This is a genomic window from Lysobacter korlensis (genome assembly GCF_042434515.1).
Genome location: NZ_JBHLTG010000018.1, coordinates 17,250 through 33,653, shown reverse-complemented (window position 1 = coordinate 33,653; position 16,404 = coordinate 17,250). Strand labels below are relative to the sequence as shown.

At 67.5% G+C, this 16,404-nt stretch carries 12 protein-coding genes; 7 read left to right on the top strand and 5 right to left on the bottom strand.

Translation table 11 applies throughout. The features are described from left to right. The first annotated feature begins 28 nt into the window (after positions 1 to 28). The 3 genes from ACFFGH_RS33590 to ACFFGH_RS33580 all read left to right on the top strand — a co-directional run bounded on the left by ACFFGH_RS33590 (position 29) and on the right by ACFFGH_RS33580 (position 3,044). On the top strand, positions 29 to 1,321 hold the full coding sequence (locus tag ACFFGH_RS33590) for a T6SS phospholipase effector Tle1-like catalytic domain-containing protein (RefSeq protein WP_386677159.1): 1,293 nt from the start codon (positions 29 to 31) through the stop codon (positions 1,319 to 1,321). A gap of 561 nt (positions 1,322 to 1,882) precedes the next feature. Continuing rightward, positions 1,883 to 2,605, top strand: a complete 723-nt coding sequence (locus ACFFGH_RS33585; RefSeq protein ID WP_386677157.1) for a CFI-box extended C-terminal domain-containing protein — start codon at positions 1,883 to 1,885, stop codon at positions 2,603 to 2,605. A 199-nt stretch (positions 2,606 to 2,804) separates the two neighbouring features. Further along, the gene (locus tag ACFFGH_RS33580) at positions 2,805 to 3,044 is read left to right on the top strand and encodes a hypothetical protein (RefSeq protein WP_386677155.1); all 240 of its coding nucleotides are present in this window, start codon (positions 2,805 to 2,807) and stop codon (positions 3,042 to 3,044) included. A 316-nt stretch (positions 3,045 to 3,360) separates the two neighbouring features. Here the strand turns inward: ACFFGH_RS33580 and ACFFGH_RS33575 are convergent, their stop codons facing one another. Both ACFFGH_RS33575 and ACFFGH_RS33570 read right to left on the bottom strand, forming a co-directional pair. Then, positions 3,361 to 4,680 (bottom strand): nucleoside permease, encoded by a 1,320-nt coding sequence (locus tag ACFFGH_RS33575; RefSeq protein WP_386677153.1) that lies wholly within the window; start codon positions 4,678 to 4,680, stop codon positions 3,361 to 3,363. A 526-nt stretch (positions 4,681 to 5,206) separates the two neighbouring features. Next, positions 5,207 to 6,007, bottom strand: a complete 801-nt coding sequence (locus ACFFGH_RS33570) for a CPBP family intramembrane glutamic endopeptidase (RefSeq protein WP_386677151.1) — start codon at positions 6,005 to 6,007, stop codon at positions 5,207 to 5,209. A gap of 313 nt (positions 6,008 to 6,320) precedes the next feature. Between ACFFGH_RS33570 and ACFFGH_RS33565 the strand changes: the two genes are divergently transcribed. From ACFFGH_RS33565 to ACFFGH_RS33555, 3 genes are all read left to right on the top strand, one after another. Then, positions 6,321 to 7,034 (top strand): sensor domain-containing protein, encoded by a 714-nt coding sequence (locus ACFFGH_RS33565; protein ID WP_386677149.1) that lies wholly within the window; start codon positions 6,321 to 6,323, stop codon positions 7,032 to 7,034. Positions 7,035 to 7,047: 13 nt separating this feature from the next. Further along, positions 7,048 to 8,001 (top strand): CPBP family intramembrane glutamic endopeptidase, encoded by a 954-nt coding sequence (locus ACFFGH_RS33560; protein ID WP_386677147.1) that lies wholly within the window; start codon positions 7,048 to 7,050, stop codon positions 7,999 to 8,001. Positions 8,002 to 8,183: 182 nt separating this feature from the next. Continuing rightward, positions 8,184 to 9,830: a protein kinase domain-containing protein gene (locus ACFFGH_RS33555; RefSeq protein WP_386677145.1), complete on the top strand. Its 1,647-nt coding sequence runs from the start codon at positions 8,184 to 8,186 to the stop codon at positions 9,828 to 9,830. On the opposite strand, the gene ACFFGH_RS33550 is transcribed toward ACFFGH_RS33555, so the two are convergent. The 3 genes from ACFFGH_RS33550 to ACFFGH_RS33540 all read right to left on the bottom strand — a co-directional run bounded on the left by ACFFGH_RS33550 (position 9,802) and on the right by ACFFGH_RS33540 (position 12,445). Continuing rightward, positions 9,802 to 10,956, bottom strand: a complete 1,155-nt coding sequence (locus ACFFGH_RS33550; RefSeq protein WP_386677143.1) for a sensor histidine kinase — start codon at positions 10,954 to 10,956, stop codon at positions 9,802 to 9,804. The two genes, ACFFGH_RS33555 and ACFFGH_RS33550, sit on opposite strands and share 29 nt — an antisense overlap. A 104-nt stretch (positions 10,957 to 11,060) precedes the next feature. Further along, complete coding sequence (locus ACFFGH_RS33545; protein WP_386677141.1) at positions 11,061 to 11,564, bottom strand: flavodoxin family protein; 504 nt, start codon at positions 11,562 to 11,564, stop codon at positions 11,061 to 11,063. Continuing rightward, on the bottom strand, positions 11,564 to 12,445 hold the full coding sequence (locus ACFFGH_RS33540; protein WP_386677140.1) for a hypothetical protein: 882 nt from the start codon (positions 12,443 to 12,445) through the stop codon (positions 11,564 to 11,566). The genes ACFFGH_RS33545 and ACFFGH_RS33540 overlap by 1 nt, the downstream gene beginning before the upstream one ends. A gap of 230 nt (positions 12,446 to 12,675) precedes the next feature. Between ACFFGH_RS33540 and ACFFGH_RS33535 the strand changes: the two genes are divergently transcribed. Further along, positions 12,676 to 16,350 carry a protein kinase domain-containing protein gene (locus tag ACFFGH_RS33535; RefSeq protein ID WP_386677137.1) on the top strand — a complete coding sequence of 1,225 codons (3,675 nt, stop codon included), beginning with the start codon at positions 12,676 to 12,678 and terminating at the stop codon, positions 16,348 to 16,350. Positions 16,351 to 16,404: the final 54 nt, after the last annotated feature.

Genomic DNA, 16,404 nt, shown 5'->3' with positions numbered 1-16,404 from the left:
CGGTTCGGAGTCTGCGGAGGGAGTAGGAATGACTGCACCAGGTGAAGGCCAGCCGACGGAGGGGTCGACCGCCGGTCCCAAGGCGCCGCCCGAGCCAGCGGCGCGCTCGAGCAATTCGCTGGTGCTCGGACGCAATCTGGTGATCTGTCTGGACGGCACGAACAACGAGCCCGAGACCGGCGTCACGAACGTCGCACGGCTCTACGAGGTGGCGGTGAAGCAACCGGATCAGCAGTTGGTCTACTACGACCCCGGCGTCGGCACCATGGGCGCGCGCGGTGCGGTGACCCGATGGGGCAAGATGCTCACACGATTCGCGGGACTCATCGCTGGGTTCGGTATCAAGGACAACATAGAGGAGGCGTACACGTGGCTGGCTGACAACTACCGCCGCGGCGATCAGGTGTACGTCTTCGGTTTCTCGCGCGGGGCCTACACGGCGCGCGCGCTAACCGGGATGCTACGCACCGTCGGCCTCCTCCGACCGGGCACGAGCAACCTGGCCCCGTACGCGCTCAAGCTGTACGCGCAGACGAAGGGTGCGAATAGCCCGCGGGCTGCGGTGCCTCCCGAGCAGCGCAGCGCAAAGCCGGTCGGGCCGCCGCCTGAGTCCGCCGCATCGGACGCCGAGAAGGCCTTCTGGAGGATGCGGGACTCGTTCACCGACCGTTTCGGCAACCCAGACTTCCCGCACCCATTTGACCGCCAGCGTCCACAAGTTCACTTCCTCGGGGTGTGGGACACAGTGAAATCCGTCGGCTGGCTCAATTGGAAGGCCCGCATCGAACAGGCGCGGTGGCCGTTCACGGCCCGCATCACCAACGTCGGCATTGCGCGCCACGCGATGTCCATTGACGAGACACGGTTCACGTTCCCCATCTATCGCTTCGATGGCGATGCGGTGCGCACTTCGGACGGCCGCTACAAGGAGTTGTGGTTTGCGGGCATACACAGCGACGTTGGCGGGCAGTATGACGACGATCACGCCCTGTCGGATGTCGCATTCGCCTGGATGGTTGACGAGGCAAAGGAGGCCGGACTCCTTGTCGACGACAAGGTTCTCGACCGCGTTCTCCAGCGCCGCGGCATCCCAATCGAAGAGCGCGCGCTAGGTCTCATCCATCGCAACGGCATGTACTGGTGGATACTCGGTGGCTGGCGGGCGCGCGTCATTTATTCCGGCGATGAGCTTCATGAGAGCGTGTGGCGGCGCATGGACCGCGGTCAGGATGCCAAAGGGCGGCCGTATCGTCCGGCACTGCCTCACGGGCTCCCACAACCTCGAAGCAAGGTTGAGGGCCGTGGGGGAGGCGGCAACTAGCCCACTTGCGTATTGGTCGCGCATGGGTCAACGACGGCGAGCTCCGAAGCCGGATCAAGAACCCCGCCGAGTTGTAACGGGAGGGCCATGCCGGCGCGCCGGTAAGAGGCGTGGGGCTTCACGTTCGGGGGCGCTGCCGGTCTGGTCATCTGGTTGGCCTCAACGCTTGCCCCAGTTTCTCACTGCCGCATGCCAGGTCTTCATCGGAGGACCGACCGGGGAGAAGTCTGTCTCCTGGGTGGAGTCGTCACTCTGATTCGGCCGGACTTACATGGGGCTGAAATGTGGAAGCTTGGCACGACTGGAAGAGGTGAGGGTAGTTGAGGCCGCACGCGAGCCGGCTGGTCGGAAGAAGCCATCACCAACCACCGAAGGAGAACGAAGGCCCGGATCCGCATGGTTCCGGGCCTTCGTGGTTCCCGGCAATGGAATCCGACGACTTACGGAGCTGACCCGGGCGGCGCGGGCCAAGGAGCGGCGGTCGCCCATACAGTGTGGGGCTAGGCGATCACGCCCAGTCGACCCGACGATCCTAAGCACTCGTGAAGGAGCCTGCTGCCGATGTTCCCACCAGAGATTCAACGGTGCATAGCCGAACTGCAGCCGTTGCAGGCGAAACTGCTCGAGGCCGAATCGAGCTCGCAAGCTTCGGTTGCTCAAATCTACGAGTGGGAGAGACAGTGCATCGCAATCGGCGGCGAGATGAGAGTTCTTTCCAGGAAGTACGGATTCCCCGACGTCGAGCTGGGCGAAGCAGCCGGAGATGCGGCGCTTCGCATGAGCGTGCTGATGGCCCTCCTGCGCAGGGCCCCGGAAGGGCACGTTTCCAGAGCACAGCTTCTCGACCGAATCGAGCAACTGAAGGACCTATACGAGACGTGCGAGACCTATGCGCCCCGCGCCAACTCGTTCAATCAGCAGATGACCATCGATTACACCGAGCGCCTTGGGCAACTCGCTGTCTTCGAACAACACATTGACAAGTTCATGAAGCGAGCCACCAACCCATTCGCCCAAGGTGGGCGGCCGTCGACAAGCGGCGGGTGCTACATCGCCACCGCTGTGTACGGTTCTTATGACTCTCCTCCGGTGATGACCCTGCGGCGGTATCGAGACGAGACGCTCGAGCGGTCGGCATTCGGGCGGGTCTTCATCCGCAGCTACTACCTGATCAGCCCGCCGCTCGCTCGGCACTTCGCCATAGGTTCTCCCTTGAGTCGTGCAGCGCGTCTTCTCCTAGATGTGATCGTCTACCGGCTCGAAGCGCGCAGATCCGGGACGTGAAGCCCCGGCAGCCGCGGCTCTTGCAAGGCGCGGATACGAGGTCGCGCGGGCAGTGAGGAGCGCCGGGGTCCTGGAGGTCGTCGTCCCTGCTTGGCATGTCGTTGAGGTCATCCTGCGCCGAATAACGGGCGATTCTGTTCGATCACGGGATTCGCGGCTTCAGCCGGACAGTGTTCGCCCACACCCAGCAGGTGCGGTCGTGGTTGTCCATCAGCCGGAACTGGACGCACACCGCTCGCTGCGTCCGCGCGATCGCCAGCCCGTCGACTTCAACCTGCACGTCACGGAACGGCACTCACGCGACGACGTCGCTGTGGCAGGCGCGCTCGCCATCGTCCCCCTCAGGATCGAGCGTGCGAAGGGGCGGGATGCGGCCAAGCGACTCAGGCCGCTCAGCGGCGGGTTGACGGGCGGTGGGCCTCAGCGGGTCGCCCGGTGAATCGAGCGGTGCTCTGGTCCATCAATCGCTCTACCCGATCAAGCAGGTGGTGAAAGCCCAGCTCTCGACGTGATGGCCGGTCAGGGGAAGACAATCACTGTTCAGCAGAATCCGGCAGGACCACCCAGAACCTAGAGGTCGTGAGTTCAAATCCTGCCCGCAACGAAATGGATAGGCCCCCGCATCGCAGGGGCTTCTCCCGTGGTCGGCACTCGCCACCACGGACGGAACCCTCCGTCGTCGGGGCCGTGGCGAGGGCAACACGGTGGGAGAAGCAGGGATGAGCCGCCGTCCGAGTGTGGTTCGAGAGCAGTGCTCAGCGCTCGGGATTCGTGTCCCTCGGAACTGGAAGAGAAGTGCCTGGCGCCTCGAGCGTCGTCACTTCCGCTTCAAGCCCGACGGTCGCCGACGCGCGAGTGCTCCGGTCCTTGAACAAGAGCAGGAAGAGGACGAGGACGACAGCGGCGATGATCGCTGGGATCACCCAGATGTCGCGCCATTGATGCCCGTCCGCGGTGGCGAAGGCGTCGACGATCGGCCCGGACACCAGCGAGCCGATCAGGATCCCGACCCCGTACGTCGCCAACGTGATCAGCCCCTGTGCTGAGCTGCGGAAACGGTCCCCGGCGAACCTGTTGGTGTAGATCTGGCCGGCGACGAAGAAGAAGTCGTAGCAGATGCCGTGCAGCAGCAGGCCGACGATCAGCAGCCAGAACATGCCGCCAGAGTCACCGAACGCGAAACAGACATACCGCAGCGCCCACGCCGCCATGCCGATCGCGAGTGTCAGCTTCACGCCGAAGCGTTTGAGCAGGAACGGCAGCACGAGCAAGAACAGCACCTCGGACACCTGACCGAGCGACTGCACGGCCGCGGCCCCCTCAACCCCGACCTCGTTGAGGAACAGGTTGGTGAAGTTGTAGTAGAAGGCGAGCGGAACACAGATCGCGATGGACGCCAGGAAGAAGACCAGATACGACCGGGACTTCAGCAGGCTCAGCGCCTCAAGCCCCAGCATCTCCCGGACACTCGACTTCTCGCCACGCCGCGTGGGCGGTGTGGCCGGCAACGTGAAACTGAAGATTCCGAGGATCAGCGATGCCACCGCCGCCATCTTGAAGGTCAAGGGCAGCTGTCCCTGCTCCCAGCCCAGCCAGCCGATGACCAGTCCGGCGACGATCCACCCGATCGTACCCAGCACTCGCACCGACGGGAACTGCCGTTCGGGATCCCGCATCTGCCGGAAGGACACCGAGTTCACCAGCGCCAGCGTCGGCATGTACAAGATCATGTAGCCGAGGATGAGCGGGAAGAAGAGCCCGAACTCTGAGACGTCACCCGCGAACCACAGCAGGACGGCGCCTGCGGTGTGCAGGACGCCGAGGATCTTCTGCGCCGAGAAGAACTGGTCCGCGATCAGACCGATGATGAGCGGCGCGAGGATGGCACCCAAGGATTGGGCCAGGTACGCAAGGCTGATCTCACTCCCGGAGACGCCCAGGCCCTGGCCCAGGAAGGTGCCCATGGTGACGAACCAGGCGCCCCAGACGAAGAACTGAAGGAACATCATCAGCGAGAGCCTGAGCCGAATGCCGGTTCCCAGGTTCTTGCTGGCCGCAGCGGCGTCCGATGTCATCAGTTCCTCCTCGTCGAGTGCACCAATGCAGTTACGGCAACGGGTGAGCCGCCCGATGCGTTGAGTGCTCGGAGGCCCCCTCCGTTGCACGGCGACAGCGTTCCACGGTCAGCAGCTTGAGTCAACAGAAATGCGGGAACGCAGAGCGTCCGCTGGATCGGCCGCGGCGTCGCGCGCTCGGAGGACCGAAACGTGGCGCAGTTCCCTCGGGTCGATTGGAACGTCGAACCGGTTGCCCGTCGACGCGCTGGAATGGAGCCCACGCCGCTGCACGTCTGGTGGTGAGCGCTTCCATGGAGCCGACGAGACGGCGCCCAGGCTGGCGTTATCCCAGGCGACGGTCGCCGCTCGTTCCACTGGATTAGCCGCTCGCTCCGAGGCGAGAACGCGTCGGGTGCTGCGTTTGCAGCGGGATGAAGGCCCGGAACCGCTGGTTCCGGGCCTTCGTGTGTTCGTCAGCGCACGATCTGCTGTCAGGTCGTGCCGGCGCCGATGCACCTCCGCACGTTCACGGCGATGACTCCACTCACTTCAGCACCAGCATGAGCAGGAGCACCCCGAAGACCACGCTCTGCGAGCTGTGCGCGAAGATCCCGAGCAGCGCGCTGCGGTAGCGGCGGGACGGCCAGGAGAAGATGAACGTGTTCACCAGGCGTCCCGGAATCGCCCACGGCACGTGCAGGTGGTAGAGCGCGAACAGCACGCCGTTGGCCAGCCAGTCACGTCGTCCGAAGACCCCTTCCATGCGCGGGAGCAGCAGGCCGCGGAAGAGCAGCTCCTCACCGAGCACCGTGTTGAACAGCTGCATCACGAGCACCAGGGCGAACCATGTCCAGTTGCCCGAGAAGAACTCCTGGCCGATCGTCGACTGCAGAAAGTCGCCGAGGTCCCGGCCGTCCGGTGCCGGCAGCTTCGGCAGCTCCTCCCGCGCATACACGAGCAGCACGAGGGGGACAAGCAGCAGCCAGAGCCGTCCGCCTTTTCGCCCCGTCTTCGGGCTCAGCGGCGCCCTCAGCCACAGCGCCTCCTTGAGCACGGACCAGCGGAGCGTGCCCTGTTCTCGATGCACGAGGAGCAGGACGAACACGAACTGCCAGACGAGGCCCGCGGTGAGCGCGACGAGAATCGCCTGCGGCCAGGCAGCGGGACCATCGAAAGCGGCGGCAAGCCACGGGACTCCCAGCCAGGCCATCGCCGCCATGGGGAGCGCGGCTCCCGCCCAAACACCCAGAATCCGGGTCAGCGAATACTGCGGGAGCGGTTTGGGTTCCGGTCCGCTGCGATCGTCGCCCGTTGTGGTGACGGTCTTGTGCGTCGTGCTGGACATGAGACTCCTCGATTGCTTGCGTCTGGAGCTCCCGCTGCGGGTGATCCAGTGGTGGTGAAGTTGACGCTTCCGACGCTATGGACGAGCCTTCAGGCTCCGCGTCGTCGGAAGGCCTTGAACGCCGCGGCACCATCCGATGAGGCACGGTCCTCCTTTCGGAGGAGGCCGTTACCCGCGCCGGCTCGTCTCCTACTCCTGGATGACCCTCCGCCGGCAGAAGTTGCGACGAAGGGCGGACGACACGCGATCGGACGGCCGCCTAACGTCATCACCGTCCGCAGCGACGGACGCAACCAGACTGAAAGGGACCACCGTGTCGAACGTCGTCCAGCCCGCCGAGCATCGGCCCGAGATCGGCCGGCGCGTGCTGCGCACCCTGCGCCGGATGCTGTCGGAGCTGGGGTTCCTGCTGCCGTCCTTGCCGATCGCCATTCTCGGCTGCTCGCTGATCGTGTCGCTCTTCGCCGTCGGGGTGGGAACCGTTCTCACCTTCGTGGGTGTGTTCCTGCTGATCGGCGCGTTGGTCGCGGCTCGCTGGTTCGGCATGGTCGAAGTCGCCCGCCTCCGGCTCGCCGGCCGGCGAGACGTTCCCCAGCCGACTCCGGCGGTGAACGGCGCGGAAGCCGGAGTCGTCTCCCGGCTGAAGCGGGTGCTGACCGACCGCCAGTATTGGTCGAGCCTCCTGCACGGGGCGATCCTCAACCCGATGGTGAGCATCTTCAGCTGGACCGTGACGGTTGCCTGGCTCGCTGTCGGGCTCGGGGGAGCGAGCCACTGGATCTGGTCGCAGTACGCTCCGGACCCGGAACGGGACTCTGAGCTTTCGACCGTCCTTGCGAACTGGCTGCAGCCGCATGCGGCCGGCTGGGTCAACGCTGCCGCAGCCGACGATCTGCTCTGGGCTGCCGCTGGTGCGGCCTTCCTGCTCACCCTCCCGCTCGTCACCCGAGGTCTGGTCGCGCTGCACGCGTTCGCGGCGCGCGGCACCCTCGCCGGCTCACGGCTTCGTCCATCCGCAACTCACTGAGGGGATCACCATCATGACCATCCCATCCCGCCAGCCACGACAGGCGGCAGCCACTCGCCGCCGGAGCGGTGTTCGAGGCTGGTTCAGCCGACACCCGCTCCTCGCCTACACCCTGATGGCTTACGGCATCAGCTGGACCCTGCTCATCGGCGGCTTCTTCGGCAGCGAAGCCGGGCTCCTCAATCCCGACGGGAGCCTCGTCGGCGTCATGATCCAGGTCGCGGCCGCGGGGCCGCTGATCGCCGCCTTGATCGTGCTCGCGCTCACCCGAGGAGGAGCCGGTCTCGCGGGCCTGGCGCGCAGCCTGATCCGGTGGCGGGTGAACCCCCTCTGGTACGCGTTCATCTTCCTCGGCGTCCCGCTGCTTCTGATCACCACGGTGAGCGCCTTCTATGGCGACAGCGTGATTCCCGCCCTGACCGCGGACTGGTCGCTGCTGTACTCCTGGTTCCCGCTGCAGCTGGTGGGCGTGGCGCTGGTCACCGGATTAACCGAGGAACCCGGCTGGCGTGGGTTCGCGCTGCCCGCCGCGAATCGGCGCTTCCAGCCGATGGTTGCGGCACTTGTGGTTTCGGCGATCTGGGCGGGCTGGCACCTCCCCAACGCGCTCTTCGGACAGACCCTGACCGAGACCCTCAGTCACCTCGTGGTCACTGTGGTCAACGGTCTCGTTCTGGCATGGGCGTACAACTCCACCGGCAGCGTCCTCATCGTTCTGCTGCTCCATGGGGCGCAGAACGCCGCGACCCAGCTCGTCGCGCAGCTGCTCGAGGGTTCCACCGGCGGGCCGTCGGTCGCGGTGCTCTACCTCATCTCGGCCCTCGCGTCCGGCGTGCTGATGGCCGCCGTCGCCGTCCTCACCCGGGGACGACTCGGTCTGGCGCGGAACAACCCGGACGCGCACTCCGCGCCGGCGGAGTTCGTCGCGGGACCGGCCGCGGCTCGTTCCCCGCGGCAGAAGAGCTGACATGCTCCGGAACCGGGCCGAATGGCTGTTGTCCTCCGCCATCCGCCGCGGGAACATTGGATACTCCTCCCGCTCCAACGACATTGGAAGGACAGCGCGGTGATCGCACGCGATGCGTTCGGCGAGGTCGGCATCCCGCTGCCTGTCCGAGCGCGAGACCCGCTCCAGGCGGTGCCGGTTCGATGAGGGCAGCGCCCGGCGTCGCCTTCGGTGACCGCTACCGGCTCACCAAACCGGTGGCGGTCGGGGGCATGGGCGAAGTCTGGGAGGCATCGGACCGGGTCATCGGCCGCACTGTCGCGATCAAGATCCTCAGGGACGAGTACGTCGGCGCCCCAGGATTCCTGGAGCGCTTCCGGGCGGAGGCGCGGAACGCCGCCCTGGTCAATCATGAGGGCATCGCAACGGTGTACGACTACGGCGAAGAGGGCCACATGGCCTACCTCGTCATGGAGCTGGTGCGCGGCGAGGCGCTGTCGGCGGTCCTTCGGCGCGAGGGCCCGCTGTCGGCGGATCGCGTCCTCGACATCGTCACGCAGACCGCGTCGGCGCTGCAGGCCGCACACGCCGCCGGCCTCGTGCACCGGGACATCAAGCCGGAGAACCTTCTGTTCACACCGGAGGGGCGGGTCAAGATCACCGACTTCGGGATCGCCCGCCTCGCCGATCAGGTTCCGCTGACGCAGGCCGGACAGGTGATGGGAACCGTGCATTACGTCTCCCCGGAGCAGGTGAGCGGCCGTACCGCGTCGCCCGCCACAGACATCTACTCCCTCGGCGTCGTCGCCTACGAGGCGCTTGCCGGGCGGCGGCCCTTCACCGGTGAGTCGCAGATCGCGATCGCACTGGCGCAGGTGAACGACATCCCGCCGGACCTTCCCGCGCATGTGCCGGAAGCGGTGCGCGGTCTGGTGCGATCGTGTCTGGCGAAGAGCCCATCGGACCGGCCGGCATCAGCGGGGGAGCTGGCTCGCATGGCCGGAGCGCTCCGCAGCGGGATCGCTGAGAACCCGCGAGACGCCGTGAACCGGCGTGAACCCGAGAACCCGCGTGCAGCGGTGAAGACCGGACCCGACGCGTTGGATGCATCGCCGCCCGGATCCGACCCAACCGAGGGTTCGCCGGCCACGGATGCGGGGGAAACGAAGACCATCCGCGCGCTGCTCGTCGACGATCAGTCGATGGTGCGCGCGGGGCTGCGGATGCTTCTGTCGGGAGAGCCGGACATTCAGGTGGTGGCAGAGGCGGGGAACGGTCTGCAGGCGGTCGGTCAGGCGGCACGCTTCCGGCCGGACGTCGTGCTGATGGACATCCGCATGCCGGAGCTGGATGGGCTGGAAGCGACGCGGCGGATTCTCGCTGCGGACGAGAGCGCGCGCGTCCTCATCCTCACCACATTCAACCTGGACGAGTACGTGTACGAAGCGCTGCGGGCCGGCGCCAGCGGGTTCGTGCTGAAGGATGACCCGCCCGAGCGGCTGATCTCGGCGGTCCGGACCATCGCAGCGGGCGACGCCCTGCTTTCCCCGTCGGTGACCAAGAATGTGATCCGGCAATTCACCCGAATGCAGCGACAGCCGCCGCCTCCGGCCGTCGGCGCACTCACCTCCCGGGAACTGAACGTGTTCGAGCTGATCGCGCGTGGACTCTCCAACGCAGAGATCGGGAAGGCGCTGTTCATCAGCGAGACCACGGTGAAGACCCACGTGACCCGGGTGCTGCAGAAGCTCGAGGTCCGCGACCGGGCACAGGCGATCGTGCTGGCGTATCAGAGCCACCTGTTCGAGGAAGCGGACGGGCTCAGCCGTCCAGAGGGAGCCGGGCGCTGAGCACGAAACCGCCTTCGGGACCCGGCCCGGCAGCAAGCTCACCGCCATAGATCTTGACGCGTTCCCGAACGCCGATGAGGCCGTGCCCGAGTCCGTCCCCGGGCTGTGGCCCATCGCCGTCGTCGCGAATCTCCACCCGCAGCTCGGCGGGGGCGTAGCCGACAACGACGTCCGCGCGACTCGCTCGCGCGTGCTTCAGCACGTTCGTCAGTCCTTCCTGGGCGATCCGGTATGCGGCGAGATCGATCGGCCCCGGCAGGGGGATGGGATCCCCGTGCACATCCAATCGGACGGGCAAGCCCGCACCCCGCACCTCCTCGAGCAGCGCGTCGAGCCCCGCCAGACCGGGCTGAGGACCCAGCTCGGCCGCTTCGTCGTCGCGGCGAAGGGCTCCGAGCAGGTGCCGCATCTCCGTCAGCGCCCTGCGCCCGGTGTCCTCCACACCACGCAGGGCGTCCTTCTCCTCGGGGAAGGCGTCGGGCAGGCGGTGCCGGACCGCGCCGGTCTGGAGCACCATGACGCTCACCGCATGAGCGACGATGTCGTGAAGCTCGCGGGCGATCCGCGCCCGCTCCTCGGCCACCGCGATCCTCGCCGAGGACTGGCGTTCCCGCTCGGCACGGGCCGCCCGCTCCTCGGCCGCCTCCGCCCGGTCTCCGCGCTGCCGCACCGCGAATCCGGCGAACCAGCAGACCCCGAAGAGCAGCGGGATGAAGACGAGCTGGGTTGCAGTGTGCGTCGGCAGGTTGTAGACGACGACCGCAGCGCCACCGACCACGACGGCCAGGCCCAGTTGCGCCTGCCGGACGGATCGGGCGCCTCCGAGCAGGAACGCGGCCGCCATCGTGAGCACGAAGACGCTCGTCGTACCGGGAATCAGCCGGCCGTCCACGAACGACGCGCTGACCGCCAGGAGCCAGTACGCCATCGGAGCGCCGACCGGGAATCGCTGCCGGGCGAACAGGGGCAACACGATGATCCCGATCGCCACCACCTGGAACCAGAGCCGTTCCTGGGGAGAATCCGCCGGGTGCCTGATGACGAGCTCCAGCATCGCGGCGCCGGTCAGAAGGACGATCAGCACGTCGAACCCGTGGCGCCGTGCGAGGGGCAGGAAGCGTCTCACGTTCGCGAAGCTACTCCGCGCAGCGGCTCCCCGCCTCCTACTCATGGACGACGTTCCGCCGGCACGAACCGCGACGGGGGAACGCCCTCCGGTGTGACCGCGTCTCAGCCGGCCGGAAGGAGTGTCCTGAGGTCGGCGCCCCAACGTCGCGCACGTTCCAGTTCCCCGTCGGCAATGGGACCCGAGTACCCGTGCACACCGAAGGTCTCCGGCTTGGCCAGTGGCCGGTACCCTAACGCAACCAGTCGCTTCATCGCCTTCTTCGCGGCTGAGCCCGGCAACCGGGGGCTGACGACCCGGGTGTCGAAGGTCGCCACGGCGATCGCGCGAGGCGGCGACTGGTGCGCTTGGATCCACTCACGGATTCCGCGTGCTGGGATGTGTTCAGCACCTTGTTGTTTCGCTGACTCGCGTGTCTGCTCCGTCGACATGGAGAACGCGTGGGTAGGCCCGCCGACGACCAGCAGGTCGACCTCGGAATCCAACACCGTCGGCGCAGACGCAGCATCCACCACGTCCGTGCGCACCCCACCGAGCCCACCGGCGATCTCTCTGCCGATCAGTTCGGTGTTGCCCCAGATCGACTCGAACACGATCACCGTGTGCATCATGCCTCCTTGCCCGATGTTCGGTGCTCGGCCTCCGCGGCGTGAGGCGGTGCTTCATGAATCGGGCGCGTGTTCGCGATGACAGCTGCGAGACTCGCCGCGACGACGGCGCCGACCATTCCCATCGGGACCAGCGCGCTGGTGTCCCCGGTTGCGAGGATCAGCGCCATCGCGGCGATGATGCTGGATCCCATCAGCACCGAGAAGACCAGCGCCGGCACCGCGAGCGTCCGACCCGTCTCGTTCCCCCGGAGCGCGAGCACACCGATGGTGATCATGCCTGGCAGCACCACGGCGAGGTCGATCACATGGATAGGGTTCACGATCAGTCCCGCAACCTCAAGGCTTTGCGGCGCCTGCCCGGTGACGGTGGCTGGAATGAGCTCACTCAACCACAGCAGGGCGAAGAGCGCGCCCGTGCCGATCAGCACCCACGCCCCGAAGAGCCGCGCTGGACCACGTCGGTTCGCGGACGGATCGCCTCTCATGGGGAGCGCAGCGAGAAGGGTGTAGAACACCAGCCCCAGAACAGCGACGTAGATGAGGAACAAGCGGCTGAAGTGCACCGCGAAGGCGTAGACGATGTAGGCGTAGAGAATGTAGAGCAGAGTCCCGGTCCAGAGCTGCGCTGCTCGGGAAGAGCCCGCAACCATTCTGATCGCGCTCACGACAAGCACCACGACCGCCACCAGATTGCCGATGTCTTGACCGCGCGCCTGCAAGACCCAGTTCTCCGTCTCCTCCCGGTATGGCCAAGATGCGAGCAGGCCGAGCGTGCTGGCGAGCGTCACGAGCGCGGCGATGCCCAAGGACGAGACGACGAAGAGAGTCTGGCGTCGTGTTCCAAGGGAGGCCTTGGAGTTCAACCGGCCGGGGTCCATGTTTCAGGAGCCTACGACGTCGAGCTGCCGTCCTCCGCGGTGATGCCGCATGAGCGGGCACGTCTCAGCGTCTATTGTCCTTCCGCCCTGGCCGCGGGAACATTGGGTCGTGCTCCTCGACCTCGAGGGGCGCCCGCGGCGAAGCGGAGGCTCCGGCGGCTTCGCGAGTTGACCTCTCGATCGTCCGGCCCCTGCTGTTCCCGGTCAAACGACCTTGCAAGGAGATCGCGGTGAGGCCAATCCCCGGCGCCGTCTTCGGCGACCGCTACCGGCTCGTGAAGCGGGTCGCGGTCGGCGGCATGGGCGAGGTGTGGCAGGCCTCCGATCCGGTCATCGGCCGCATCGTCGCGGTGAAGATCCTCAAGGACGAATACGCCAGCTCCCCGGGCTTCCTCGAGCGGTTCCGGGCGGAGGCCAGGAACGCCGCCCTTGTGAACCACGAGGGCATCGCCACTGTCTACGACTATGGCGAGCAGGGCGACACCGCGTACCTCGTCATGGAGCTGGTGCCCGGCGAGTCGCTGTCGGCGATGCTGCGACGGGAGTCCGCCCTTCCCGTGGATCGCGTGCTCGACATCCTCGCGCAGACCGCGACAGCGCTGCAGGCTGCCCATGCGGCCGGGCTGGTGCACCGGGACATCAAGCCCGAGAACCTCCTGCTCACCCCGGAAGGGCGGGTGAAGATCACCGACTTCGGCATCGCCCGCCTCGCCGACCAGGTGCCGCTCACCGTGGCCGGCCAGGTGATGGGGACGGTGCAGTATGTCTCCCCGGAACAGGTCAGCGGCCGCCCGGCGACGCCGGCCACCGATCTCTACTCGCTCGGCATCGTGGCTTACGAGGCGCTCGCCGGGCGGCGCCCGTTCAGCGGCGAGTCACACGTCGCGATCGCGCTGGCGCAGGTCAACGAGACCCCGCCGGAGCTGCCCCCGGATGTGCCGGAGCCCGTGCGGAAGCTCGTGCGCTGGTGCATGGCGAAGAGCCCGTCGGACCGGCCAGCCTCGGCAGCGGACCTGGCCCGCGCCGCCCAAGGCCTTCGCCGCGGAACCGCAGCCGCTCCAGATCCAGCGCAGGGCGGCCCGACCGACGCACCGCGGGAGGACGCGGGGAGCCGGCCGCCTGCCGTCATCGGCTCACCACCCGACACCGCGCCGCCCAGTCCGCTCCTCGGGACCAAGCTGTACCTGCCGCGGCCGCAGCGGCGTGCGGTGCCGCGGCCCCGACTGATCGAGCGACTGAACCGGGGGATGGACTCGGCATTGACGCTGGTGTCCGCACCAGCCGGCTTCGGCAAGTCGACACTGCTCGCGTCATGGCTGGCGGCCGGCCCGGCCGCGCCGACCGGAGAGCCTTCTGCTGCCTGGCTTTCGCTCGACGCCGGCGACAACGATCCGGCACTGTTCTGGACGTATGTGATCGCCGCGTTGAGGACAGCGGCGCCGGCGGTGGGCGCGGTCTCACTGGCCATGCTGGAGACGCGATCCGCACCGAGTCAGGAGGTGCTCACCGCTCTGCTGAACGACCTTGCCGCGCTTGAGCGCGACGTGGTGCTGGTGCTCGACGACTATCACGTTCTCGAGTCCCGCGACGTGCACGACGGGATGGCGTTCCTGCTCGACCACATGCCTCCCCGGCTGCACCTGGTGATCGCGAGCCGCGCCGATCCGCCGCTGCCGATCGCCCGCCTGCGGGCCCGGGGAGAGCTGGTGGAGGTTCGCGCGGCCGATCTGCGTTTCTCACCGGAGGAGGCCTCGGCGTATCTCACCGACGTGATGGACCTGCCGCTGACAGCGCAGGACGTGTCCACCCTCGGCAGCCGGACCGAGGGGTGGATCGCCGCCCTTCAGCTCGCTGCCCTCTCCATGCAGGGGCGGGACGACATCGCCGGCTTCGTCGCCGGCTTCGCGGGCGACGACCGTTACATCGTCGACTACCTGGTCGAGGAGGTGCTGCAGAGCCAGCCCCAGCCGGTTCGCGCCTTCCTGCTGCAGACCTCCATCCTCACCCGGATGAACGCGTCACTGTGCGACGCCGTGACCGGTCGTGAGAACGGCAGAGCCATGCTGGAGGCGCTCGACCGGGCGAACCTGTTCCTGGTCCCGCTCGACGACCGGCGCCGCTGGTACCGCTACCACCACCTCTTCGCCGAGGTGCTGCAGGCCCGACTCCTTGACGAGGAGCCGGGGGAGGTGCCTGCACTGCACCGGCGGGCGAGCGTCTGGTACGACGAGCATGGCGAACCGGACGCAGCCATCCAGCACGCACTGGACGCCGAAGACCATCCGCTCGCAGCGAACCTCATCGAGGCGGCGATCCCCGCGATGGGCCGGGCAAGACGGGAGGCGGCGCTCCGGGAATGGCTGGAGCGGCTGCCCGTCGGGCTCTTCCGCGACCGGCCGGTGCTCAGCCTCGGTTTGGTCGGGGCCATGTTGTCCACCGGCCAGGTCGAAGGGGTGGAGCCTCGGCTCAGGGACGCGGAGCGGTGGCTGGACGACGCCGGCAGCGTCCGGGACGGACCGGACCAGCCGGTCGTCATCGATGCGGCGGACCTCCGGCGACTGCCCGGATCGATCGCCATCTACCGCTCGGGACAGGCGTTGGCCCTCGGGGACGGCGCCGCGACGGTCGTCCACGCCCGGCGAGCGCTCGACCTCCTCGATGAGGACGACCATTACCGGCGGGGGGCGGCCGCGGCCCTTCAGGGGCTCGCGCTGTGGGGGAGTGGCGATCTCGAAGGCGCGTACGAGGGGTACGCCCAGGCCGTGTCGAGCTTCCGCCGCTCCGGTCATATCGCCGATGTGCTGGGCTGCACCGTCACCCTGGCAGACATCCGGCTGACGCAGGGCCGCATGAGTGATGCGCTGGCGAGTTGCGAACAGGCCCTGCGGCTGGCTCAGGAGCAGACGGACGAGGTCCGCCGTGGGATCCCCGACATGCATGTGGCGATCAGTTCGATTCTCTGTGAGCGCGGGGAGCTCGACGCCGCGGCGAACCACCTGCGACGCAGTTCCGAAATGGGCGACTCGGCCGGACTGCCGAAGTACCGCTACCGCTGGAGATCGGCGATGGCTCAGCTTCTGCAGGTGCAGGGCGACCTGGGCCGCGCGGAGCAGTTCCTGGACGAGGCGGAGCGCTTCTTCGTGGCCGACATGGGACCCATCGTCCGTCCGATCCCGGCGTCGAAGGCGCGCGTGTGGCTCGCGCAGGGGAGGGTGCCCGAAGCGACGGCCTGGGTGCGGGAGCGGGGGCTCTCGGTGGAGGACGACCTCAGCTATCTCCGGGAGTTCGAGCACGTCACCCTGGCCAGGGTTCTTCTCGCGCGTTCCCGGCAGCAACGGGACCCCCGGTCGCTCGCAGAAGCAGTCGAGCTCCTTCATCGCGTCCTCGAGGCCGCGGAGACCGGTGGCAGGAGCGGGACCGTTCTCGAGATCCTGGTGCTGCAGGCCGGTGCCCATCAGCTCGGCGGCGACATCCCTGCGGCCCTGACGGTGCTGGAGCGTGCGATCGCACTGGCAGAACCGGAAGGGTACGTGCGAACCTTCGTCGACGAGGGTGCGCCGATGAAGGTCCTGCTCAAGGCCGCTGCTGGCGGCGGCGTCGCGCCCGAGTACATCCGCCGGCTGCTCGTGGCATTCGGCGATGACCACCCCACGGGTCCACAGCGACCCGGGGCGGGACCGATATTGCTGGAGCCGCTGAGCGAGCGCGAGCGTGAGGTGCTCCGTCTGCTGGAAACCGACCTCAGCGGCCCCGAGATCGCTCGTCAGCTGGTCGTGTCGCTGAACACCGTGCGGACGCACACGAAGAACATCTACACGAAACTCGGGGTGAACAATCGCCGGGCCGCGGTGCTCCGCGCCCAGGACCTCGGTCAGCTCGGGCGCGGGAGCCAGCGCCCCTCCTGAGCGGACTGTGCAGGCTGAGCGGCATGGGTTGATCCGCCTCGGCTTCCGTCGGAG

What these genes read in the sequence shown, in the direction of transcription:
- ACFFGH_RS33540 (WP_386677140.1), bottom strand. Translation starts at nt 12,445, where the DNA reads ATGGACCCCGGCCGGTTGAACTCCAAGGCCTCCCTTGGAACACGACGC.
- ACFFGH_RS33545 (WP_386677141.1), bottom strand. Translation starts at nt 11,564, where the DNA reads ATGCACACGGTGATCGTGTTCGAGTCGATCTGGGGCAACACCGAACTG.
- ACFFGH_RS33555 (WP_386677145.1), top strand. Translation starts at nt 8,184, where the DNA reads ATGAGGGCAGCGCCCGGCGTCGCCTTCGGTGACCGCTACCGGCTCACC.
- ACFFGH_RS33585 (WP_386677157.1), top strand. Translation starts at nt 1,883, where the DNA reads ATGTTCCCACCAGAGATTCAACGGTGCATAGCCGAACTGCAGCCGTTG.
- ACFFGH_RS33560 (WP_386677147.1), top strand. Translation starts at nt 7,048, where the DNA reads ATGACCATCCCATCCCGCCAGCCACGACAGGCGGCAGCCACTCGCCGC.
- ACFFGH_RS33590 (WP_386677159.1), top strand. Translation starts at nt 29, where the DNA reads ATGACTGCACCAGGTGAAGGCCAGCCGACGGAGGGGTCGACCGCCGGT.
- ACFFGH_RS33575 (WP_386677153.1), bottom strand. Translation starts at nt 4,680, where the DNA reads ATGACATCGGACGCCGCTGCGGCCAGCAAGAACCTGGGAACCGGCATT.
- ACFFGH_RS33570 (WP_386677151.1), bottom strand. Translation starts at nt 6,007, where the DNA reads ATGTCCAGCACGACGCACAAGACCGTCACCACAACGGGCGACGATCGC.